Source organism: Peribacillus sp. GL_122, assembly GCF_057835005.1.
Map to the genome: position 1 here is coordinate 3,699,876 of NZ_CM174415.1, position 23,052 is coordinate 3,722,927.

General features: G+C 39.7%; 24 protein-coding genes and 1 riboswitch. Of the genes, 2 read left to right on the forward strand and 22 right to left on the reverse strand.

The window, feature by feature from the left end:
• Positions 1-12: 12 nt before the first annotated feature.
• The 19 genes from rpsA to AC3ISB_RS17900 all read right to left on the reverse strand — a co-directional run bounded on the left by rpsA (position 13) and on the right by AC3ISB_RS17900 (position 17,716).
• Positions 13-1,152 carry a 30S ribosomal protein S1 gene (gene rpsA, locus AC3ISB_RS17810; protein ID WP_098370790.1) on the reverse strand — a complete coding sequence of 380 codons (1,140 nt, stop codon included), beginning with the start codon at positions 1,150-1,152 and terminating at the stop codon, positions 13-15.
• 214 nt (positions 1,153-1,366) lie between these two features.
• Entirely contained in the window at positions 1,367-1,948 is a 582-nt protein-coding gene (locus AC3ISB_RS17815; protein ID WP_098370847.1) for a lysophospholipid acyltransferase family protein, read from the reverse strand.
• A 2-nt stretch (positions 1,949-1,950) separates the two neighbouring features.
• Positions 1,951-2,625, reverse strand: a complete 675-nt coding sequence (gene cmk / locus AC3ISB_RS17820; protein WP_141993573.1) for a (d)CMP kinase — start codon at positions 2,623-2,625, stop codon at positions 1,951-1,953.
• A gap of 191 nt (positions 2,626-2,816) precedes the next feature.
• Complete coding sequence (locus tag AC3ISB_RS17825; protein ID WP_098370792.1) at positions 2,817-3,002, reverse strand: YpfB family protein; 186 nt, start codon at positions 3,000-3,002, stop codon at positions 2,817-2,819.
• A gap of 198 nt (positions 3,003-3,200) precedes the next feature.
• Entirely contained in the window at positions 3,201-3,614 is a 414-nt protein-coding gene (locus tag AC3ISB_RS17830; protein WP_489273800.1) for a flagellar brake protein, read from the reverse strand.
• Positions 3,615-3,842: 228 nt separating this feature from the next.
• The gene (gene ypeB / locus AC3ISB_RS17835; protein WP_489273801.1) at positions 3,843-5,198 is read right to left on the reverse strand and encodes a germination protein YpeB; all 1,356 of its coding nucleotides are present in this window, start codon (positions 5,196-5,198) and stop codon (positions 3,843-3,845) included.
• Positions 5,199-5,212: 14 nt separating this feature from the next.
• A complete protein-coding gene (gene sleB / locus AC3ISB_RS17840) occupies positions 5,213-6,043 on the reverse strand; it encodes a spore cortex-lytic enzyme (protein ID WP_480338758.1) in 831 nt (276 codons plus the stop codon).
• A 134-nt stretch (positions 6,044-6,177) separates the two neighbouring features.
• Entirely contained in the window at positions 6,178-6,864 is a 687-nt protein-coding gene (gene prsW / locus AC3ISB_RS17845) for a glutamic-type intramembrane protease PrsW (RefSeq protein ID WP_098370796.1), read from the reverse strand.
• 97 nt (positions 6,865-6,961) lie between these two features.
• A complete protein-coding gene (locus AC3ISB_RS17850) occupies positions 6,962-7,927 on the reverse strand; it encodes an asparaginase (RefSeq protein ID WP_098370797.1) in 966 nt (321 codons plus the stop codon).
• Between the two features lie 27 nt (positions 7,928-7,954).
• Positions 7,955-8,923: a YpdA family putative bacillithiol disulfide reductase gene (locus AC3ISB_RS17855; protein ID WP_141993577.1), complete on the reverse strand. Its 969-nt coding sequence runs from the start codon at positions 8,921-8,923 to the stop codon at positions 7,955-7,957.
• 152 nt (positions 8,924-9,075) lie between these two features.
• A complete protein-coding gene (locus AC3ISB_RS17860) occupies positions 9,076-10,353 on the reverse strand; it encodes a Glu/Leu/Phe/Val family dehydrogenase (protein WP_048681753.1) in 1,278 nt (425 codons plus the stop codon).
• 267 nt (positions 10,354-10,620) lie between these two features.
• Positions 10,621-11,196, reverse strand: coding sequence for a genetic competence negative regulator (locus tag AC3ISB_RS17865; RefSeq protein WP_098370799.1), 576 nt, complete (start codon positions 11,194-11,196; stop codon positions 10,621-10,623).
• Positions 11,197-11,287: 91 nt separating this feature from the next.
• Positions 11,288-12,181, reverse strand: a complete 894-nt coding sequence (locus AC3ISB_RS17870) for a MerR family transcriptional regulator (protein ID WP_141993579.1) — start codon at positions 12,179-12,181, stop codon at positions 11,288-11,290.
• Between the two features lie 98 nt (positions 12,182-12,279).
• Positions 12,280-13,095: a metallophosphoesterase gene (locus AC3ISB_RS17875; protein WP_141993580.1), complete on the reverse strand. Its 816-nt coding sequence runs from the start codon at positions 13,093-13,095 to the stop codon at positions 12,280-12,282.
• 95 nt (positions 13,096-13,190) lie between these two features.
• The gene (locus tag AC3ISB_RS17880) at positions 13,191-13,649 is read right to left on the reverse strand and encodes a YpbF family protein (protein ID WP_141993581.1); all 459 of its coding nucleotides are present in this window, start codon (positions 13,647-13,649) and stop codon (positions 13,191-13,193) included.
• A 142-nt stretch (positions 13,650-13,791) separates the two neighbouring features.
• Positions 13,792-14,553 carry a LysM peptidoglycan-binding domain-containing protein gene (locus AC3ISB_RS17885; protein WP_430097012.1) on the reverse strand — a complete coding sequence of 254 codons (762 nt, stop codon included), beginning with the start codon at positions 14,551-14,553 and terminating at the stop codon, positions 13,792-13,794.
• Positions 14,531-15,157 (reverse strand): CPBP family intramembrane glutamic endopeptidase, encoded by a 627-nt coding sequence (locus tag AC3ISB_RS17890; protein ID WP_141993583.1) that lies wholly within the window; start codon positions 15,155-15,157, stop codon positions 14,531-14,533. Before AC3ISB_RS17890 ends, AC3ISB_RS17885 begins: the two co-directional genes overlap by 23 nt.
• The gene (locus AC3ISB_RS17895) at positions 15,147-16,655 is read right to left on the reverse strand and encodes a RecQ family ATP-dependent DNA helicase (RefSeq protein WP_141993584.1); all 1,509 of its coding nucleotides are present in this window, start codon (positions 16,653-16,655) and stop codon (positions 15,147-15,149) included. Before AC3ISB_RS17895 ends, AC3ISB_RS17890 begins: the two co-directional genes overlap by 11 nt.
• The gene (locus tag AC3ISB_RS17900; protein ID WP_480338674.1) at positions 16,655-17,716 is read right to left on the reverse strand and encodes a YpbB family protein; all 1,062 of its coding nucleotides are present in this window, start codon (positions 17,714-17,716) and stop codon (positions 16,655-16,657) included. The genes AC3ISB_RS17895 and AC3ISB_RS17900 overlap by 1 nt, the downstream gene beginning before the upstream one ends.
• Before the next feature lie 290 nt (positions 17,717-18,006).
• Between AC3ISB_RS17900 and AC3ISB_RS17905 the strand changes: the two genes are divergently transcribed.
• On the forward strand, positions 18,007-18,255 hold the full coding sequence (locus AC3ISB_RS17905; RefSeq protein ID WP_034308087.1) for a ferredoxin: 249 nt from the start codon (positions 18,007-18,009) through the stop codon (positions 18,253-18,255).
• Between the two features lie 139 nt (positions 18,256-18,394).
• On the opposite strand, the gene AC3ISB_RS17910 is transcribed toward AC3ISB_RS17905, so the two are convergent.
• Positions 18,395-18,976, reverse strand: a complete 582-nt coding sequence (locus AC3ISB_RS17910) for an ECF transporter S component (RefSeq protein ID WP_141993586.1) — start codon at positions 18,974-18,976, stop codon at positions 18,395-18,397.
• Between the two features lie 164 nt (positions 18,977-19,140).
• Positions 19,141-19,277: riboswitch (FMN riboswitch) on the reverse strand.
• 308 nt (positions 19,278-19,585) lie between these two features.
• Between AC3ISB_RS17910 and serA the strand changes: the two genes are divergently transcribed.
• Positions 19,586-21,160, forward strand: coding sequence for a phosphoglycerate dehydrogenase (serA, locus tag AC3ISB_RS17915; protein ID WP_377408383.1), 1,575 nt, complete (start codon positions 19,586-19,588; stop codon positions 21,158-21,160).
• A 90-nt stretch (positions 21,161-21,250) separates the two neighbouring features.
• Here the strand turns inward: serA and AC3ISB_RS17920 are convergent, their stop codons facing one another.
• Both AC3ISB_RS17920 and sigX read right to left on the reverse strand, forming a co-directional pair.
• Positions 21,251-22,474 (reverse strand): GerMN domain-containing protein, encoded by a 1,224-nt coding sequence (locus AC3ISB_RS17920; RefSeq protein WP_480338673.1) that lies wholly within the window; start codon positions 22,472-22,474, stop codon positions 21,251-21,253.
• Complete coding sequence (gene sigX / locus AC3ISB_RS17925) at positions 22,440-23,000, reverse strand: RNA polymerase sigma factor SigX (RefSeq protein WP_430097114.1); 561 nt, start codon at positions 22,998-23,000, stop codon at positions 22,440-22,442. Before sigX ends, AC3ISB_RS17920 begins: the two co-directional genes overlap by 35 nt.
• Positions 23,001-23,052: the final 52 nt, after the last annotated feature.

Genomic DNA, 23,052 nt, shown 5'->3' on the forward strand with positions numbered 1-23,052 from the left:
ACCATTATTATCTTATTTTAGTTTTTTCAATTGATCACCGATCATTTCACCTAGCTGAAAGCCCTTCGATTCTTCTGGGAGCTCATAATCTGATGTGTTGTAATTGGATTGAGGTTCTTCAAGTTCCTTAATGCTCAATGATAGACGTTGATCCGTTTCATTGACTTCCAGCACTTTCACTTTGACAGACTGGCCTTCTTTAAGTACTTCTTGCGGTGTGGCAATATGCTTGTGCGAAATCTGTGAAATATGGACAAGCCCTTCTACCCCTGGAAAAATCTCCACGAATGCACCGAAAGAAACAAGGCGCTTGACGATACCTTCCAGTGTAGAGCCTTTGGCCGCTTTTTCTGCAATGCCTGCCCAAGGTCCCGGAAGGGTATCCTTAATGGAAAGTGAAATCCTTTCATTATCACGATCGATGGATAGTACTTTCACCTGCACCTTATCCCCTTCGGAAACGACATCGGATGCCTTGTCAACATGCTGATGGGAAAGCTGGGAAATGTGGACAAGGCCGTCTACGCCTCCAATATCCACGAATGCACCAAAATCGGTAATCCTTTGGACCACTCCCTCAAGCACTTGCCCGCTATCAATCTTATCCAAAACGTTTGCTTTTTGCTTTTCCTTTTGGTCTTGGACCACTGCCCGATGTGAGAGGATTAAGCGATTCTTGTCTTTCTCAAGCTCAACGATCTTGAATGTTAAAGTTTTGTTTTTGTAATCAGAAAAGTCTTCAACGAAATAGTCTTCTACTAGAGAAGCTGGAACAAAACCACGTACGCCTAGATCTACAACAAGCCCGCCTTTGACGACATCTTTAACTTCTGCCTCAAATACGTCTCCATTTTCAAATTTCAATTCCAGGTCATCCCATGCTTTTAAAGCGTCAATTTTACGTTTTGATAGAATAAGAGCTTCTTCTTCGACTTTAATGACTTCCAGCTCCAATGCATCACCTTCCGCAACGGCATCTGACGCCTTTTCGACATGCAGGCTTGAAAGCTCACTGATGGGTATGATTCCATCCGTCTTGCTGTTTTCCACATCGACAATGACCTGTTTTTCTTCTACCTTTGAAACGGTTGCTTTAACTTGATCCCCTACTTTGTAATTGTTCACTTCTACCTGGTTCATATCTTCTGTCATTACTAACTCCTCCTTAACCCATGACTGATCAGCAAATTTCCTCTTCATCGGCCACATATTTTATTTAAAGTGGTTCAATAAAAACACTTTCCTAATAAAGATAAAAACAGTTTTTTTAGAGTAATAAAGTTATATTCCTTTTCATCTGCAATAAGGAACAATACCCTTATTTTATAAATTCTAACAAAAACAGAAAATTGTCAAGTATGAAGGACTATTTATGCTCGGAAATCAATTTCCGAATATGGTCCATGATGATTTTTGTAGCTTCATCGGCTGATATTTTCTGTTCGCGATATTCGGTAAAATTTATTGGAGGACCGTAAACGACTTTCAACGGACGCAAAAATTTATACGGGCCGATGATTGCACACGGTATGATAACGGCATCAGACCGCAACGCGAAAAATCCAGCCCCCGCCAAACCTTCTCCCAATTCACCAGTTTTACTTCTGGTTCCCTCGGGAAACAGACCAATCGCCTTGCCTTCCTTCAAAAGCTTCAAACCTTTTCTAAGGGATTCCCGATCGCTATTGCCCCGCTTCACGGGAAATGCATTTACTCTGGGTAATATACCCTTTAAAATAGGTGCTTGAAACAACTCTTCTTTCGCCATGAAATGGATATCCCTTGGAGATGTCATGCCAACTATGGGCGGATCCAAATTATCAATGTGATTGGCACAGATCAATACTCCGCCCTCTTTAGGGATATGTTCCTTTCCGAGCGCTTTAACCCTAAACGAAGGCATTAAAATGCCTTTTACGACGTTCTTGGCAAATGTGTAAAAATCCAATGTCATCTTTTCCTCTCTTCTATTAAAGACATGATACTTTCTGCAACTTCCTGAATCGATAATGAAGTCGTATCGATTTCGATAGCATCCGCTGCCTTTTTCAGTGGCGATACCTCGCGCTCGGAGTCCAGCTTGTCCCGTGTTGCGATTTCTTTCCTTAATTTTTCGATATCTGATGGAAAACCTTTCGATATATTTTCCTGATGCCTCCGCTGTGCCCTTTCATCCACAGAAGCGATTAGAAATACCTTTACTTCGGCGTTTGGCAAAACATGTGTACCGATGTCCCTGCCATCCATGACGACACCGCCATTTTCACCAAAGATTTGCTGCCTGCGAACCAATTCTTCCCGGATGCTCCGGTGCTTTGCAACTTCCGAAACGGAACCAGTCACTTCATTGTTCCTGATCTGGGCTGTCACGTCCTCATTATCCAAGAACACCAACTGTCCGTTTTCACTTGGTCTTAATTCGATTTCCGTATTGATGAGAACTTCTGATAATGCTTGTTCATCATCCAGGCGAATCTTTTGATTAAGGGCCTTATAGGTAAGGGCCCTGTACATTGCACCTGTATCCACATATATGTAATTGAACTTTTCTGCAACAATTTTAGCAACCGTGCTTTTTCCAGCAGCAGCTGGTCCATCGATTGCGACTGATAATTTTTTTTCCATAAATCCTCCCAAGAATCCTACAATCATGCTGATTATTTAGTACCCTTTCATTTTATCACAACTAGCGGAAAAATCATTAATAAAAGGGATGTGTACTTTCAAAATAACCTTTGTTCTTTTCTTGATCGCTACAGCCATCAAAAGTTATCCTTTACCTGAAAATCTTCATACAAAAAAAGCGGATCACCGCTTTACTTTTGGGTCCCATTGAATGTTTCAATGATTTTCGTATAATTATTGCTGGTTACACCTTCATACCTCGAGAGCTTGGTCAAATCAAAGATTTGATCCTCCCTGCTCAAAAGGAACTGGAAAAAAAATAAGCAGGCCAATTGGATGACGATCACTTTAATTAATAGTCTTTCAAATGTTTTCATAAGCCGCACCCTCCATCCGTTTATATTAGCAGTATGGATGGAATCGCTGTTTTTCATTCAATCATGTTAAACATACAAGCCATTTTTCTTTAAATCCACCTGTTTTTCAAATATAAATCTCATTACTGTCTGTACATCATTTTTAGCAGGATCAATGCGAATGACTTTACTTTTTAGCCTTAAATAATGAATCTCACCTTATTTTAACGTAAGCGCCATCCACAGGTATAATTGCGAAACCGATTGAATATTAGTTCCTTTTAAAAGCCTTATTGAAGCTCCGCCTGCACTGATATCCTCCGTTAATGCGCGAAAAGGGGTAAACTCGGTATGTTCTGGATGAATGGCTGTATCCAAGGTTACATCCAGGCGCACGTATTGCCTCCTTTGGATTTTCACAAACGTTTCTGCTTCGGGCAGCAATAGTTGCATCATGGGTATTCTACCTTTCACTTTTCCAAGCACTTCTGAATCGAATACATAAACAGCCTGCCCTTCATTGGAAAATGTGACTTTGAACTTCGTCCCATCCATGAGAAATGCTATTTTTCCAGTCCCTACATTGATGGGAAAGTCGGTATATACACAACCCGGTCCCATTTCGACAACCATACAATTGAACTTTTCCTACTGTTGTGAGTATTTCGGTTCGAGCATTAATATATCACCAATTTTAACCATCGTCGTCCACGTCCTTTTTGATCGGAATGAAACTGCATAATATTACCTACTATTTTTCCGATATAATCCAATTATCTTTTAAAATATTATGTCATGAAATAAGAAAAAGGGAAAGTGACCAAGCACATTTCCCTACAACTAATGATTCATTTTTTAAAATTAAATTATATTCTCGTATATCGGTTCGGAGTTCTTTAATTTTTCCACCTTTTCTTCTTGACCGGTATCTGCATTAATGAAAATACGGTAGGTATCATCTTTAATCGTACCGAGAAATTCATAACAAAGAACTTCTTCACCGATATCATTGATAATTAACGCCTTTCCTTCTTCCATTATTTTTACATTATTGTTGATTTTGTCCTTAGCTTCTTTTTCGGATATATTCGGATTCCCTATTTCCCTGGTTTTATGTGATTTTAAATACTCGTCGGCTGAAAACCCTATAACGGATCCATCATCCAATGCGATTTTGATCTTGACTGAATCTGGATAAATCTTGACGCCATTTTCTGATGTTACGAAATTCAATAATGCGATATTATCGTATTGAGCACTTTCAAATAATTCAAGTGAACTGAAATCATGTTCCTTTAAAAAATCTTCGGCTTTTGTATAGGCTTGATTCAAATCAATATTTGTTTTGTTCACGTCCCTATTATTTATATACCAAATAGGGTAACCGCCTTTTTTTGTCAAATCCATATTCAATTCGGTGTCGGAATCTTTATCGAGGATGCTCACACTATAAAATCCAAAATCGGAACCTTTTCCGTTCTCTTCCACATTCACCTTCAAATTCTTGCTTTTTGAATGTGCATAGTTTTTTGCCGTCGCAATTGCTTCTTCTTTCGTAATGGTTTCACCTTGCAAATTTTTGAAATTTTCATCCCTCTGTTGTGCAGAAGTAAAAGTCGGATTCATCTCATTCGTTTCCCCGTACCCAGATACTTTTTTCTCTACAGTCTTTAATCCGTCGATGATCGTGTTATCCGAATTTTCTTTCCCTGATGCAAGAGCCATTTCGACATCCATCCATCTTAAATTGTTTTTAAGGACTAGATACTGCACTTTTCTTAACTCGCCCTGGATGTCCCCGGCCTGTGTGTACAAGGATTGGAGAGTCGCATATTCCTTATCATTCAATGGTTCTTTTTCAAGGTCACGCACCGCTGTTTTATAACTGAAGTCCGCAATTTTAGATAAAAGTTCCTCTGTCTTATTAAAAGGAAGCAAGGTCAATGGCAACTGCCCGACATCACTTTGGGCTTCGGAAGTGATACGCCAAACATCTGTTAAAGCCGGACTTAATGAATAACGTGAATTCATGGCCAAAGTACTGCCGACCTTATCGTGCAATAAATCCACTTGATAGCTTAAATCATGAAAGGCTCGCTGATACGTATTTTCCGCGTTGATTAATATAGCATTTTTTTCCTTATGTTCTTGATAGCCCCAGAATGCAGTTCCCGCAACAACTACAACAAGCAGGGCAATCACTATATTCCTGATCATTTTCCTTCACCTCTTTACTTACAAAAGATATGTTTTCCGATTCTTTTAATTTGTTCCCTTGACCAGATCCATTTGCTTGTTGCTGTATTAGGATTAAAGTAATATTCTGCATTACCGCTTGGATCCCACCCGTTGATAGCATCCACCACGGCTTCTTTCGCCCTTTCGTTCGGTGTCAGCCAAATCTGCCCATCCGCAACAGCCGTAAAGGCCCCAGGTTCAAAAATCACTCCCGAAATGGTATTAGGAAAGGCAGCGCTTTCCACTCTATTCAGAATTACTGCTGCAACAGCAACCTGACCAGTATATGGCTCCCCTCGTGCCTCTCCATAAACGGCATTGGCCATCAGCTGAATATCGTTTTGAGAATATCCTCCTGGAAGATTGGCTGATGTCGTTGTTTTGGAAGGGGCCTTTCCGGAAGCGGCCCCTCCGGAAGTAGATTTATTTCCTTTCGCTTTTACCTGTTTTTCAATGGGGACTCCCCCATAATAGGTGAACTCGTTCCCTTTATTGATCTGTTCGTGAACAAATTGTTTATTGAAATTAGACGCATTCGTCAACTTCTGTTTTGTTGTTGTCCCTGCCAAACCATCGATTGGAAGCCCGTAATCTTGTTGAAAGTTTCGAAGTGCCCAATAAGTGCCCCATCCATAGGCTCCATCAATCTTTCCTTTATAGTAACCGATGTTTTGCAGGCGTGCCTGCAGCTCAATTACATCATCTCCAACCGCACCCTTTTGAATGACTTGGCCCGAAAAGGCATTTGTTCTTGTTTCCGGGTAAATTACGAAACATATAGTTATACACGAAAACAGCAAAAGCCATTTCCATTTTGACGAAATTCCTTTCATCAAAAACACTCCTCTTTTTCTTGAATTAATGTAATTCTATTTTCTTCTTTTCGGGTTTTTTTATTCCAAACATAAAAAAAACGGAGCGGGCAAAATATGCCAGCACTCCGTTTTGATAGTATTCGTCATTTGCTAAGGTAATGATTTTGTGAAAGTTTTTTCGCGTGAAAGTCAGACAACAAACGTGCCTTTTTTACTTTTTTCATGCCTAACCACCATAGATAAATCATGAATGGCATAATAAAGTACACCCAAAATCTTTGGGAAACTAAAATATAATCGTAAACCCCATGTAACGAAATCGGTATGATCAATGCCAATAATAAATAGACCCTATTATTCGAAGCCGAAAATTTCGCCTTGCCCAAATAATATCCCATGATCACACCGAACAAAGCATGACTGGATACAGGGAGTACCGCCCTGAGAAAAGCGTGTTCCACCCCGTTGGCCAGCAGGTATAAAATATTCTCCATTGTGGCGAATCCAAGGGAGACTGCAGCTCCGTAAACAATCCCATCATATGGCTCATCGAATGCCACATGCTGATAAATAACATAAATGAGTATGAACCACTTGAAGAATTCCTCAAGCAGTGCAGCCCATAAAAAAGCATTTGCTAAATCAGTATTCAGGATATGTTCGGTTTCGAGCACATACTGTATGAACATAATCGGCAATACAAGAAATACACCGAATAAAAATGTTTTGACCACAACCGATATCGGTTCGGTTTCATATTGATCTTTCAAATAGAAATAGCTCAGTAGCGCCAATCCTGGCGCAATAGCCGCTGACAACATGACCAGCATTAGCTGACCCTCTTTTCATCTTCTTTTCCTTAATCGTACCATGGAATGAAGAAAAACTGAATCCAAGAATCAAGTCTTCCAAATTTTATTTAATCCTTCAGTACTTAAAGAAGGTCTCATCTATAGGGTTTTCACTTGCCAGCATGACAGCTAACTTGATTCGAGCCTTCTTGCTGTCATAATCAGCTCCTAATATCACACCGCGTTGTTTTAAATCAAATGCGCTGCCTTCATAATCATAAGCTGGGTAAACTTTTCCTTCTTCTGCACTTGTAGTCATGATGATCGTAATTCCTTTATCGATTGCAGCTTGTATGGAAGTAACCATTACAGGGGTAACTTGTCCCCTTCCTACACCCTCGAGCACAATTCCTTTCGCACCGTTTGCAACCGCAGCATCAATAAAGAGGCCATCAGCGCCTGTATGGCACTTGATGATATCCACCCTTGGGATGCTATTCTGAATATCATAACACTCCCTATGTAAAGGTTTTTGATAGATGCTGACGACATCATTATCAATTATCCCCAAATATCCATAGCCAAAAGATTCGAACCCCTGCAAATTGGAAGCATGAACTTTTTTGACATATTTTGCAGAATAGATCCGCTCATTAAAAACGACCACTACTCCAACATCCCTAATAAGATCACTCGCAGCGCATAATATCGAATTCCTAAGATTGGAATATACATCGGTGCCCACCTCTTGAGGAGAACGTTGGGAGCCGGTTAATACGATAGGTCGTTGATCCATACTCGTGACATCAAGGAAATAAGCAGTTTCCTCAAGTGTATCCGTACCGTGGGTCACGACGATTCCCGTAACTTCGGGATCCTCCAATTCCTTTTGAATGGCTGAATTAAGCTGTTGCATTTTCTCAAAGGACATGGACATGCTTGAGATCTGGAAAAGATCAACCACTTTTACCTCGATATCGTTGGGCAATTCGCAAAGTGATGCCAACTCATGGCCAGTCAATGCACCAGAGGCCAGCATACCATTCACAGTTTCTTTACTGGCAATAGTCCCACCAGTCGTTATTAACGATATTTTTTCCATACTGTCACTGCTCCTCATTTAAATAATTCACTTTTCTTTAACAGCCAAATGATAGGCAATCAATCCACCATGAAACCTGCCGTTCTCGATGAAGATTTCGTTCGCATTATTTCCGGCTGCCAGAACTCCTGCAATATAAAGACCTTTAACGTTCGTCTCCATCGTTTCCTCGTTATATGCGGGCCTTCCAGTCTCCTTATCAATAGTAATGCCCATTGAAGCTAAAAAGGAATGGTCAGGATGGTAACCAGTCATTGCAAATACAAAATCATTTTTAATGACTTTTTCCTCATCCCCCACATGGTAGATGACGCTGTCTTCCGTTATCCTGTCAACATTTGCATTAAATTCCATCTTGATGGTTCCATTGCGGACTAATGCTTCAAATTCAGGAAGAATCCAAGGTTTGATACTTGGAGAGTAATCCGATCCTCTATAAAGGACTGAAACCCTTGCTCCTGATTTGACCAATTCCAGAGCGGCATCCACACTTGAGTTTTTGCCACCGATGACTGCAACATCACAATTGAAGTAGGGATGGCCCTCCTTGAAGTAATGATACACTTTAGGGAGCTGTTCACCCGGTATGCACATATAGTTAGGATGATCATAGTAACCGGTCGATATGATCACATGCAAAGCTGTATACTCACCTTTCGATGTCTTGACTAAAAACTTCCCATCTTCTCGTTTTTCCACATTTTCCACTTTTTCGAATGTGTTGACCCGCAATTCTTTCCTTCTGACTACCTCCCTATAATAGGCAAGCGCCTGATTGCGGACCGGTTTACGGTTTTCGATTATAAAAGCAATATCACCAATCTCGAGTTTTTCACTCGAACTGAAAAATGTTTGATGTGTCGGATAACGGTAAATGGAATCAACCACATTGCCTTTTTCAATGATCAAGGACTGTATTCCCACTTCCTTAAGAGCAATCGCAGCAGCCAATCCACAAGGGCCCCCACCTATGATAATGACTTCTTCAACATTCATCTTTATTCCACTGCCTTTCCATGCACTATGTAATTCGTTCGTATAAAAAATAAAAACTCCTATCAATACATGATAGGAGTTTTTACAAATCATTTCAATGATAATGCAATGAACATGATTTTAACTATAAATCAATACATGATTCGAATCTTTTAGATCCAACCACGGAAGCGAGATGCTTCAGCCATTTTTCTTACACCAATCATATAAGCCGCTAGGCGCATATCAACACGTCTTGATTGTGCAAGTTCATAAATGTTATTAAAAGATTTCACAAGGATTTTTTCCAGCTTTTCGTCAACTTCTTCTTCTGACCAGTAATACCCTTGATTATTTTGTACCCATTCGAAGTAAGAAACCGTTACACCGCCAGCAGAAGCAAGGACATCAGGAACAAGAAGGATTCCGCGATCCGTTAGGATTTGTGTCGCTTCAATCGTTGTAGGTCCGTTAGCTGCCTCGACAACGATTGATGCTTTGATATCAGCAGCATTTTCTTCAGTGATTTGGTTTTCAATTGCAGCCGGAACTAAAATATCACATTCCAATTCAAGCAGTTCTTTATTTGAAATTGTGCTTTTAAACAATTTCGTTACGGTTCCGAAACTATCTCTCCGATCGAGAAGATAATCGATATCCAATCCTTCAGGATCATGAAGAGCACCATATGCATCCGAAATCCCAATAACTTTAGCACCTGCGTCATGCATGAATTTAGCTAAGAAACTACCTGCGTTACCAAAACCTTGAATGACTACCCGTGCACCTTTAATATCGATGCCGCGTTTCTTGGCAGCTTCATTGATACAAATCGTCACACCCTTAGCAGTGGCTGATTCACGGCCATGAGAACCACCAAGCACTAGCGGTTTACCAGTAATGAATCCTGGCGAGTTGAATTCATCCATACGGCTGTATTCATCCATCATCCAAGCCATGATTTGGGAATTTGTAAATACATCAGGTGCCGGGATATCTTTAGTCGGCCCCACGATTTGGCTAATTGCGCGAACATAGCCCCGGCTCAGCCTTTCAAGTTCACGGAATGACATATTACGAGGATCACAAACGATACCGCCTTTACCCCCGCCGTATGGCAAATCAACGATACCGCATTTCAAGCTCATCCAAATGGATAATGCCTTCACTTCACGTTCCGTTACATTAGGGTGAAAACGGATACCACCTTTTGTAGGCCCAACAGCATCGTTATGCTGGGCACGGTAACCTGTGAAAATTTTAACCGAGCCATCATCCATGCGGACCGGTATCTTCACCGTTAATAAACGCAATGGTTCCTTCAACAGCTCAAAAACTTCTTCCGGGTAACCCAGTTTATCCAAGGCTTTATGTATTACAGTTTGGGTAGACCTCAGTACGTCGTGTTTTTCTTCTTCATTTACATGGCTATTGCCTTTTGCCGATTCCATTAAAAGTACCTCCTAGAAAATCTCCATATATAAAATTATAATGTACAAATAGTCCTCTTCATGTGCTAGTATACACCTTCGTTACATTAATGCAAGAGTAAAAATGGGAATTTAAAAGTTGGAAATATTCTAAAAATGAAAACGTTATCATATCAACTGTTTTCTTACTCCTTTTGCGTATATCTTCTTCGGCAGAAAGTTGAGACAAAAAAGGCAAACCGCATTGTTTTTACCATAATGTGGCTGCCTCGTCTCATTTGTTTTACATCAGCTAAAGTGTGTGAGCAAAACATGTATCGCTTCATTTTCGATTATACATGTTCCATATTCATTGATGCGGCTGAGTGTCAATGTAGATGCATGGCCATACTCAGCCGCTAAAGATATGACCGTGTCATACGTCGTGTCTTTAACATTTTCGATAAGTAAATAGTATCTTCCCTCAAAATGATAAAGAGTACTATTAAGCAAACCTTGAAAAGATAATCTACGACATAATTGAACGATATCTTCAAAGTCATTGAATACATACAGAATATGGGGGAAGTCATCTATTTTCACTTGTAAATCCAAGAATTCCTCTTCGTCAGTCAATAATTCCTCTTCGTCCTTTGTCACGATGATTATCAACCCTTGTGCAGGCAAAGAGAAAATTTCGATTGCAATGGAGCCACTCATTTTAAAGCTGAGTTCTTCGCACGCTTCTTCGACCATATCCTGAAATAGCTTGTGGACCTTTAAGGAATTCCCTAAAATATCTTCTTTTGTTATGCCTCTATCAATTAAATCATCAAGGGTCAAAAAAATCTTGATTTTATTATTAGTTAATCGCTCCAGCTTCATAAAAAAATGCCCCCTGGTTACCATCTTCATACATCATATGAAGCCTTGGTCGCAGGGTGCATATCCATTATTTCTCTTAAGCCGGCCGCCGCTAACCTTTCAGCCATTCCTCCCATTTCGATTGCGTGTCCCCCATTAAAACTCCGCTGAAGTCCGTACGGTTTTCCTCGGAAATAAGGCTCAGCGCCGCACCGCCAAGGCCCACCTTCAAATCCGGGAAATCCTTTATTAATGCTTCAACCAGCCTAAATGTTCCATCAAGATTCTCTTCCAGTGAACATGACATGAATAGGTAAGAGGGTTTTATGATGTTTAAAACGGTGAAAAGGTCATTATCAGCAATGGATTCACCTAAATAAATGGTTTCATACCCTTTCCTCTTCAAAAAAACGGTAAAGACCAACAGTCCAAATTCATGTTTTTCACCGGGAGCACAAACGGTAAGGGCTTTCGGAAGAAAACCATTAGTCGGAATGGTATGCATAACTGAACTGATCCTGGATTTCAGGATGTTGGACGCAAAGTGTTCATGAGCGGAAGTAATTTCTCCCCTTTCCCACTTATCCCCAATCTGAACCAATATTGAGCCAAGTACATCAACTATGGTTTGTTCGATTGTATACATACTGAATGCTTGGCTTATCAGCATATGAGCTTTATTTTCATTGAAATTCAATAGAGCTTCGATTAATTCATCCGAAAACTTAATCGCTTGTTCATCCTTACGGTTCGTTTCAGGAACTCCAGGAGCTAGAGTGCCAGTACTTTCAAGAAGTGAAACGGCTTGGCTTATTGTAAAACCTTGCTTTGTTTTATTGATGAGCCACTTAAGGATTTGCAGATGTTTTTCAGTATACAGCCGGTGCCCCGATTCATTCCTGACAGGCTCGATAAATTTATAGCGCCTTTCCCATGCTCTAAGGGTTCCCGACTGAATGTCCAGCAGTTTTGAAACTGCCTTTATATTATATTTACCTTCTTGCATGGTTTTACAAGGCCTCCAATAACTGTACGATCATTTGTTGAAATTATAGTGGATTTTTCATGGTCTGTAAAATTCCGATATGCTCGATTAATAACAGCCTAATAGGTCTTTTCCACAGCTTCGCCTATTTCAGTGTCTGTCCCCCTTTTCAGGGTGAAGAGGTGCGTTTCCGGCTTAGCCTCAAGCCTTAAAGGCACTGCGCTTGTCCCATAGCCATTACTGGTCATATATAAACAGTCCCCCTCTTTTTCAATGCTGCCGATCTGATAGGGCCCGAATCCGAATATACGAATCTGCCCGCCATGGGTGTGACCTGACAGGACAAGACTAATATGGTGTTCCGGAGTCAACTGTTTCTTGACCAATGGATTATGGCTCACCAAAATCCGAAAATCTTCATTCCCGCAATCCGACAGGGCAAGGTCAAGCCTATCACGTTCTTCTGATATATCATCAATGCCCAGAAGAGCGATTTTGCTTCCATTTTGAGACTCAAAAGAAACAGCTGTATTATCAAGGATTTTCACACCATGTTTCAAAAGAGTCGCATCCAGTTCATGGAAGTCTCCTTCATAATCATTATTACCCCAAACAAAATAAAGGGGACCAAGTTCTTTTAGTTTCAATATATTTTTTTCCACGCGTTCTAAGGGAACCCCGCTTTCCCTAATGTCACCGCCGATTATCACCAAATCTGCCTTGTCACGAGCGTCCTCAATTAATTTATCCGCAACGATCCGCCGATGAAGATCGGATATAAAAAAGATCCGAACATCTCCAAAGCCTTCAGGAAAGTCTTTGAAATATAAGTCTTGAGAAATCACCCTATCTAGCATAGCCGTACGCCACATGTAAAAGATCGTGGCAAATGACAGCAGAATGATGACTAAAAATAATCCAGATAACCATAACATCTTAGTTAAACCTTCTTTCCATCCTTATCCCAAACGTACTTTCATATAACCATAAAACCATATTACCCGCAATTAAATATGATTTAACGCGATCATCATTTATTTTCATGATATAAGTTAATATCATAATTCTTCTTCATCATTTCAAATACCTTATGGCGGCTTTTCCATTCTTCCTCTTTTTCCCACAATTGCTTACTTTTATTAATGATTTCACAGCGTAGCAGTTGAAACTCCTTTTCAGCTTTATCAAGCTTTTTTTTAATTAATACCATATATCCATATAGACCAATCGCCGATGCCAAAAAAAGGAAATGACTAAAATGGTCGACGAAAACACTAAACATACTGAAAAAGGAATAGGAATAAGGTACAACGATATAAAAATATAGATAAATCATAAAAAGAGCAGCAACAATCATGGTTGCCCATAAGCTTTGAAGGTGCTTCTTTTTAAGTGCCTCGAATTTTTTCTTTCGATCCACGACATTCTGCAGCATTTGCTTTGTTGCTTGATCCGTCTTCTCATCCAATAAAATGATTGTCGATTCCATCGCATTTCCTCCTCTACTCTTTCAAATCATGATATGAAAGAGTAGAGGAAAAAATGATAAAGTACCTGTCACGTTTACCTTCACACTGAACTAAGTCAACCAATCTTAAAAACACCCTGCCTATAAAGACAGAGTGCCATCGTTATTTCTTGATAGGAATTTTCAATACCTGTCCTTTGGAAATTTCATTGCCATTCAGCCCATTCCACTCCCTGATCAGAGCAATCCCTTCCTGTGATTTGTAGTAATTCATGGAAATTCGAAATAATGTTTCTTCACCTTGAACAGTATGTAAGACAACTTTGTATCCCTCTTTATCCGGTTTCGCAGCTTGAACATTTTCGGCAGCCTTTTTCTTTTCTGTTTCTGCCTTCTTTGCTTTTTCATCAGCTTCTTGCTGCGCTTTGGCCTTTTCCTCAGCTTCTCGCTGTGCTTTGGCCTTTTCTTCAGCTTCTTGCTGCACTTTGGCCTTTTCTTCAGCTTCTTGCTGCACTTTGGCTTTTTCTTCAGCTTCTTGCTGCGCTTTGGCTTTTTCCTCAGCTTCTTCTTTTTCTTTCTCCGCTTCAGCCTTTGCCGATTCTTTTTCCTTTAAATCATCTGCAGTAGCTGTAGTTGGAATCGATTCAGTAGCTTCCTCACTAAAGACGACTTGGTCACTTTTCACAACAGGTACAGGCCTATCCTGCAGATATGTATAAAGGGCGTAAAATCCAATTGGAAGTAAAATAAAAAATAATGCTAATAATTGTATCATTGGGAACTTCTTCACTTTACTTTTTTTCTTTTTATTCTGGTGGACTTTGCTCCGCTTGGGCAATGAGGACTTAGCCTTCTGACGTTCAATTCGCGAACGAAGTTCACCAGCCTGATCGTTTTCTTTTTCATTCTTTTGCACTCGGCTCATTCAAGTCACCCCCTTTCTTGCTAAACCCTCTTTGCTTTTTGTTCCTGATTAAAATACCAAGGATAAAGTCAATCAAAAAGTGAGCTGTTATCGTCACGATGAGATTATTGGTCATTTCAAATAGAAAACCGATAAAGAAGCTCAAAACCAAAACATTTAAAAATAAAAACCAATTAAAAAGGTAACGATAATGAACGGCTGCAAAAATGAGGCTCGTAAGAAGCAAACCAAAATGTGTTTGCAGCACTCCACGGAATAATACTTCTTCACTTATCGCAACCACTAAAGTTACGGCAAAAATCATCGGGTATGACAAATTACTGAAAATGCGTTCGTTAATACCACCATCATCCTGATAGGAAGATGGTGTCACTTTCATAAACAATATGTCAAATAACACGACAATGACTCCAGCGGGAATTCCAATAAGCAAAATGTTCAGGTCATCAAAGATAAATAAGTCGAAAAAAGCTGAACGGTCTTTAAATAAAATAATACCTAAAAAGAAGGCTAACGTTAAGAGAATAATTTGCGTAAGAAACAAATTATATAGCAACTGTTTATCTGTAAGTTGTTTAATAATTTCAGCTTGCTTATTTTTCATTGCCATTTTCCTTCTTTAATAAGATATAAGCCAATTCTTTTTTCCAAGTGGAAAAGGAATTGACCGGGTCCACCTTGACTTCCGGCCATACATCAGCCATTTTTTCGACATCCATCCCACAGATATCACAGCAGATGTGGTTCACTTCCCGATGCTTTTCTCCAAAGTAGTCCAGTATCCCTAAACGGCGACATTCCTGTGTATAAATCCAGTGAAGGAATTTATGCAGCTTTTCCTGATTCCTTGATTTTCTCTTTTGACAATACTCTTTCATCTCTGCCATTTGATCTAGGTTATTGCCCGTGATAAGCTGCGTAAAAAAACGGAGCTGGATTTCGTTCAACGAAAAGGATTGAGACAGCTGTTCTTTTTCCGAGAGGGTCAAATTCGCCATATTTTTGTGTGATGCATTAAGGAAAGAACATACACCATCGATTTGCGAATCCGTAGGCAACTGTTGCTCCATCAAATGCAGGGGAAGCCCTTCATCCCCTTCGCTATATAATAAGACAGCCACACTTTGTTTCCGATCTCGTCCAGCCCTGCCTATCTCCTGAAGATATGCTTCCATCGTGGACGGGATATGAAAATGAATAACATATCTGACATCCGATTTATTCACACCCATTCCAAAAGCACTTGTTGCACATATAATTTTCAACTGGCCGGAAATGAATTGCTGCTGAATGAGCATCCTTTGCTCCTGTTCCATTCCACCGTGATAATAATTGACACTATCGATCCCGTTATCCTGTAAAAACCCAGTGACTGATTCCGCCACTTTTTTAGAGGAAAAATAAATAATTCCGCTTCCGGTAAATTTCCTGACAAGTTCCAGTACACGGGCTAGCTTCTCATCGTAACTGAACATTCGCTCGACAATAATTGCAATATTTTCCCGATCAACAGATGATACCATTTCCTTGGCCTGCCCAATGTTGAGTTTACCAACGATGTCCCTCCGGACCTCATCGGTTGCAGTTGCCGTCAGGGCAAGAGTCAACGGATTGTTCAATTCACGCCTCACTTCTCCTAAATTTAAATAATCCGGACGGAAATCATACCCCCATTGTGAGATGCAGTGTGCTTCGTCTATGACGAACAAACCTATGTCTATGGATTTCAAGGATTTTATCACGCCATCCAGGCTTAGCATTTCAGGAGATAAAAAAATAAAACGATAACTATGTAACCGGTCGAAAGCTTTCCTTTTTTGATTTAGCGTCAAAAAAGAGTTGAGGGTCAATACACTTTTTTCGCCACTCATCTTTAGCTGATCTGCTTGATCCTGCATTAAAGATAATAACGGGGAGACAATTAGGACAGTCTTATTTAAAAGATAAGCAGGCAGCTGGTAACATAATGATTTACCTGATCCGGTTGGGAGCATCGCTAAGGTATTACGGCCGGACATCAATGATTCAACCACTTCCTTTTGTCCAGGGCGGAATTCATCAAATCCGAATTTTTCTTTGAGGACTCGTTCTATGTTCATCATCACTCACCTATTTTCGCAAGTACAAGTCTTATTTGGAAAAAGCTTATTTGTTTATTATCGACCATCTGCTTGATTGCTTTAAGCTTTTTCGTACCAAGTTCCTTAATAGCTTCAGCAATTTCCCTCTCATCCTCGATAGTTACATAATCGGAAATCGGAAAATCTTTTTCCGATAAGACAATTTCTACGAGGTGATCTTCGATGGTGTTGACTTTCAATCTGCGGATTTCAGCTATTTCACCCAGATTTTTCCCTTCCTGGATGTATCGTAAAGTTGTATTTGTAGATTGTGTCAATTGAGGATTCCCACTTCTTTTCCAATCATTGGTTAATGAGGACAAGAGAGGGTAATCCTTTCCCGTTTCCATTTCTGCAAGCATTTGATGCAATGAGTCAAGGAATGTAAAGCGAACATACTCTTCTTCTACATCTTTCCTTTTTGCAATCTGTTCAAACGTAAGTCCAATCCTGTTTATTCCGGTTAACCTCAAAATGAAAATATCTCGTTTCATATCACTTTGACTTTCTAAAAGGGATATCAATTCATCATATAGATGTTGGGCAATCACCGCTCGATCCTCACGATTGACATGTAAAAATTCCTTTACGAAGAATTGGATTTTGGGATTTCTTTGTATCGGATAAAAACGTCTTTCATTGTGGACAATATGGGATATAGTTTGAATGAGTAAGTTTAACCTTCCCCAGAAAACCGGGGTGATATTGTGATACTTCCAGCCATTTATATACGTCGGAAAAGGATTACTTTTAAAGTAATCGCCTAACATTTTCTCACCTTGCATACTAATTTCATACGCATCTGGTTTATCCGTTAAATTAATCATGTCATGCTTAAGTAAATGTTCAATGTTTTGATTTAATTGCTGACGGGTAAATCGGGGTATTGTCCCAAAAATATCAGTTAACCCGAATAAATGGGCATCCTGGATTGTTTGTGACGATTTCTTACCCTGCAGCATATGGTATATAGCATAAATGGAACGTTCGCCTTGAAATTTTTTTATCGCATATAGAATGATGGCCTGTAGATAATTCTTCATGGGACTCACATCCTTGTTTCATTTAACCAATAACCCCATTGTAACAAAAAACTGCAAAAATCGCCGTTATTATTAATGATTACAAGGGAAATTATGTGACTAAATGACGAACCATGGAGAGAACCAAGTTAATTATTTCGATGTTTTTCGTTGACATTCAGCTACATGATAGTTATTATCAATACAATTTCTATTGAAAAGTTTGGCATTCGGTCTTACAATAAGAAAGAGATAATAATCTGAAATAAAAAGATTATCAGTTGTTAATCAACTTAGGAGGGGTTATATTCATGGCTAAATTTACAATTGTGGATAAAGAAACATGCATAGCTTGTGGAGCATGCGGAGCAGCGGCACCAGATATATATGATTATGATGACGAAGGGATTGCATTTGTTACCCTTGACGATAACGAGGGAATCGTTGAAATTCCAGATGTACTTATAGACGACATGATGGATGCATTTGAAGGATGCCCAACGGATTCCATTAAAGTTGCTGACGAGGCATTTGACGGAGATGCACTAAAATTCGAATAACGGAACAAGCCATTTTCAATCGAGAATGGCTTTTTCTTTTGGCCAATGTTGGATTACATCTCCTCATACAAAAAAACAAACATAAAAAACAACCGAATATGGATATCCGGTTGTTTTTTCATTTCTATCGTCAATGCCGTTAAGCATTTTTATATAATATTTGCTTATTGATCCATGTCTGTAATTTAATGAACAGCAACATGAATACAGATGTGATGAGTACGCCTTTAATCACGTTGAAAGGCAAGATTGCCGTCGTGACGAACTTTCTTGACTCGGGCGCCGACATTGCATCCCATCCCATAAAGAAGGTATATGCCGGTAAAAAGACAAAATAGTTTAAAACACTCATGAATACTGCCATGGAAACTGTCCCCGCAAGTAAAGCGAACGTCATCCCTTTTTTTGAATTGATTTTCTTAAATACATAATAAGTTGGCAAGACAAACAGTATTCCGGCTATAAAGTTAGCGATATGCCCCACAGGTACAGCAGTCAAGGTCCCTGTCATGACTAAATCCAATAGGTTTTTAATGAACTCGACTAGAATTCCAGCCATCGGACCGAAAATCAATGCCGCCATCAGTGCTGGTATGTCGCTAAAATCGACATTTAGAAAAGGCGGGAATCCTGGAAACGGGAAATTTAAAAGCATCAATAAATAAGAAATGCTTCCCATCATCGCAAGTGTAACCGTTTTTTTCACTTTGTTCTTATTCATAGTTCTCTCTCCTTCTTTTCCGATCTACCTGAAAAAGAGGTTTGGGTTCCAAAATATGTTGATGCTCAATAAAAAACCTTTAATTCCAATAGAATTAAAGGGATAAATTAAAGGTTACATCAAACAAACGTTCAGCAAATAACTGTTGAAACGCACTCAGGAACCTCCATCTTCTCCCATCCAGACTATACTGTCGGCTTTGGAATCACACCAAATCCTGCCTTGTAAGGCTCGCGGGCTTAGAAGAAGAAATTCCTTCATCACCGCCGGTGGGGAATTGCGCCCCGCCCCGAAGATAGACCTATAAAATTTTTATACTTCCCATTATATCTGAAATTCCTTTTTTTTGATAGCATTTTTTCTCAGTAGATGCGTTTAGGATGAATATCGATCGTCGCAGTGAATGGTTTAAAACAAATAACGAAAATTTTTTTATACTATGCAAACGAAGACGAAGCCATTTATATCACGATATTAAATAAATGATCAGATGATAATCATGTTATTAAGCGCTTACATCGAGTTAAGCCAAATTGACATAATCAGCATTTCAATTGTAAAATTAACTGAAATTTAAGATAATTCTTTTCCCTAGGAAGGTGTTTAGACGTGTATCGGATTTTAGTAGCAGACGCCATTAAACCAGAAGGACTCGGACCGCTATCAGAGGCATCCAATATTCATCTCATTCAGAAAACCGTAGAGGAAGCTGCAAACGAACTTGATCGGATCGATGCAATTCTTGTGAGAAGTGCAACGAAGGTTTCGGAAGATTTAATGAACCGTATGCCGCAGTTAAAAATTATAGCACGCGCTGGTGTCGGTGTTGATAACATAGACATCCCCGCGGCGACAAAACGCGGGATTGTCGTGGTTAATGCACCTGACGGCAATACCATTTCAACAGCTGAACATACATTTGCGATGATGGCTTCATTAATGCGCCACATTCCGCAAGCTTACGCTTCACTGAAGAATGGGGAGTGGAAACGTTCTTCATATACGGGAACTGAACTTCGTGGTAAAACATTAGGTATAGTTGGCTTTGGACGTATCGGAGGGGAAATTGCAAAACGTGCTAAAGTGTTTGGCATGGATGTCATTGTCTATGATCCGTTCCTGACTGTCGATCGTGCAAAGAAAATGTCCGTAACGGCCCTGCCGTTAGATGAATTGCTTCCTAAAGCAGACATCATTACTGTTCATACACCACTAACGAATGATACTAGAGGATTAATCAATAAAGAAAAACTGCTTACCTGTAAAAAGGGGGTATATGTACTAAACTGCGCCCGTGGTGGAATTCTAGACGAAGATGATTTATATGAAATGTTAGTCGAAGGACATGTTGCAGGGGCGGCACTGGACGTTTTCGTCGAAGAACCTCCACTTGGCCATAAACTGCTTGAACTGGATAGCGTCATTGCTACACCGCATCTTGGTGCTTCCACGAAAGAAGCCCAATTAAATGTTGCCGTACAGGTTGCCCAAGAAGTATTGACCTATTTTGAAGGAAACCCAGTCTCAAGTTCAATCAACCTTCCAGCCATATCTAAAGAAGTGTTTGAAAAAGTACAGCCTTTCTATCAACTTGTTCAGCAAATGGGATCGATTGCTTCTCAGTGCATGAATGAAGGAATTCAGGAAATCTCCGTTACGTATGCAGGAGAATCATTGGATTTCGATACTGCGATTCTTACAAAAAGTCTAATCTCTGGCTTTTTCAGATCAAGAGTTGATGCATCAGTCAATGAAGTGAATGCCTTGTTGATCGCAAAAGAGCGTGGCATAACCGTTGGTGAAAAAATCTCTACGGACTCTTTAGGTTACTCGAATTTGATCAGCCTTAAAGTAAAAGGTGACAACCGTGAATTAACAATCAGTGGAACCTATATCGAAAATTACGGTTCTCGAATTGTAAGTTTGAATGGTTTCAAAATCGACTTTCAACCAGAACCGAATTTACTTTATATCCAGCATACCGATAAACCTGGTGTAATCGGTAACGTAGGTAAGGTCCTAGGTGATCACGGAGTGAATATCGCCACCATGCAGGTTGGCCGAAAAGAAGCTGGCGGGGAAGCCATCATGGTTTTGAGCTTTGATTTACCATTAGAAGACAACATGAAACAATTTTTAATGGAAACAGAAGAAATTACATTCATGGCCCGTATCTCATTATAAGAAGAAAAAAGTGCCCGTCCAGCGCGGGCACTTTTTCTGTGAATGCAAGGGGCTTTTGCCAACCATAGACAGGGTGTTTTTAACGCACCATCAATTCACTTGGTTCGGTGCTTTGGGCACCACTATGTCTTCAGTTAAATTCAGCTGGCCTACCTCTTCAATAGGAGCATTTTCAAACTTCACTTTTTCAAAACCAAAATCCTTGGCAATGAAAAGTATGGCTTCTAAAGCTTGAAGGGATTCCTTACTATTTTCAATGGCAGCTTGATCTGATAATTGAATGATCACAAGATCTCCATTAGAGCTTACCCTTTCCCATGTCAGGTCATGCGGGATTGCAGGTGAAATTCCCTCGATGTCCGCCTCCCCTTTTCCAGCTTGCAGCGCCTCCTCAAAGTCCTGATAACCCATATTGCTTGGAACAAGGAACCTTGGGGAGGACTGATCCCTTTGGTAAAGAAAGTATGTGCGATTTTTTTGATGAGGTATGTCCACCTCCTTTAAATATCCCGCGTGCGCAAACATGGCACCTTGCTTACCATCTGTAGAAAATGTCATTTTCTCTATATTGTTATATGAAAGCGTTTCCTCCATCGAATGGAGAAAAAGTGTATCTTCATCCAATAGTCGGCTTTTTTCTTGAAAATCAATATGAGCAGTGGTCCTATCATTTCCTTTGCTGATCTTTATATCAAGTGGAAAATAGTCAGATAGCCCATATTGCTCTTCATCCATATCGGACATTTGATTAACTAACTGATTCAGTTTATCACTTTCGTCATAATGTTTGAGTTTAATTGAAATGGGAACGATGAAATTCATTTGATCATCTGGGACACCCATCGTAATGATCGATGCATTTTTAAGGTCATCTTGATAGATCGCTCGTGCAAATGTTTTTTCCTTTTCCCCTTTTCGGAGTTCCATTTCTGAAACCTTGTCTTTAGATTCGATTTCCGCTTGCTTACTCGAAAACTTTTGATTATCCTGTTTATCTGCTGAATGATTTTCTTTGTTACTTCCATCCTGCCGTTCAAGATCTGCCATTTCCATATTTTCAGATAGAGATAATTTCCCACTACTGCCGCTGTCCTCTTGACTTGTCGTTCCTTTTTTTTCAATAATTAAAGATGATGCCAAAACTACCATTAAGAATAAGGAGGCAACACCCGCAAATAGAGGTATCCAGTGTTTCTTTTTCTTCTTATCATGTATTCTCGAAAACACCTCTGCCTTGGTTCGGTCATCTTTTAATTTCGGAAGCTCGCGCAGCAGGTCTTCAATTTCGCTTTCTTTCCAACGGGATCTTCTCAATGCGGTGGCCCTCCTTTCCTGATAAATCTTCCATCAACTTTTTAATAGCCTTCAAAGCACGGTGCTGGGTCGTTTTTACCTTACTTTCACTCCAATTCAATACTTCAGCAGTTTCCGTAATGGACAATCCCTGAATATATCGTAAAATGATGACCGATCTTTGATTCGTGGTACACCGGTTTAAGCATTGATAAATATCTTGGATTTCATCGTTCATGATAGCCACTTCTTCCGGAATGGGCTCTTTATCTTTTATCAATTGCCTATCCCAATCAAAGTTAGGAAAGATTTTTTCTTTCCACCCTTTTTGTTTCCGAAAGTAATCAATCGTCACATTTCTTGCAATCGAGTACATCCACGTTTTTTCACTGCTTTTTCCTTCAAAGCGTTCATAAGCCTTCATCACCCGGATATAGACTTCCTGAACAAGGTCCTCAGCCGTTTCTCGATTTTTAGTCATATAAAAAATGAATTGATATATTTCCTGATGATATTTTTCATATAGATCGTGGAAAACGGAATCCATCATTTCCCCACATCCGTTCATAAATATAGTCGTCAATCCTAAACAAAAGTTA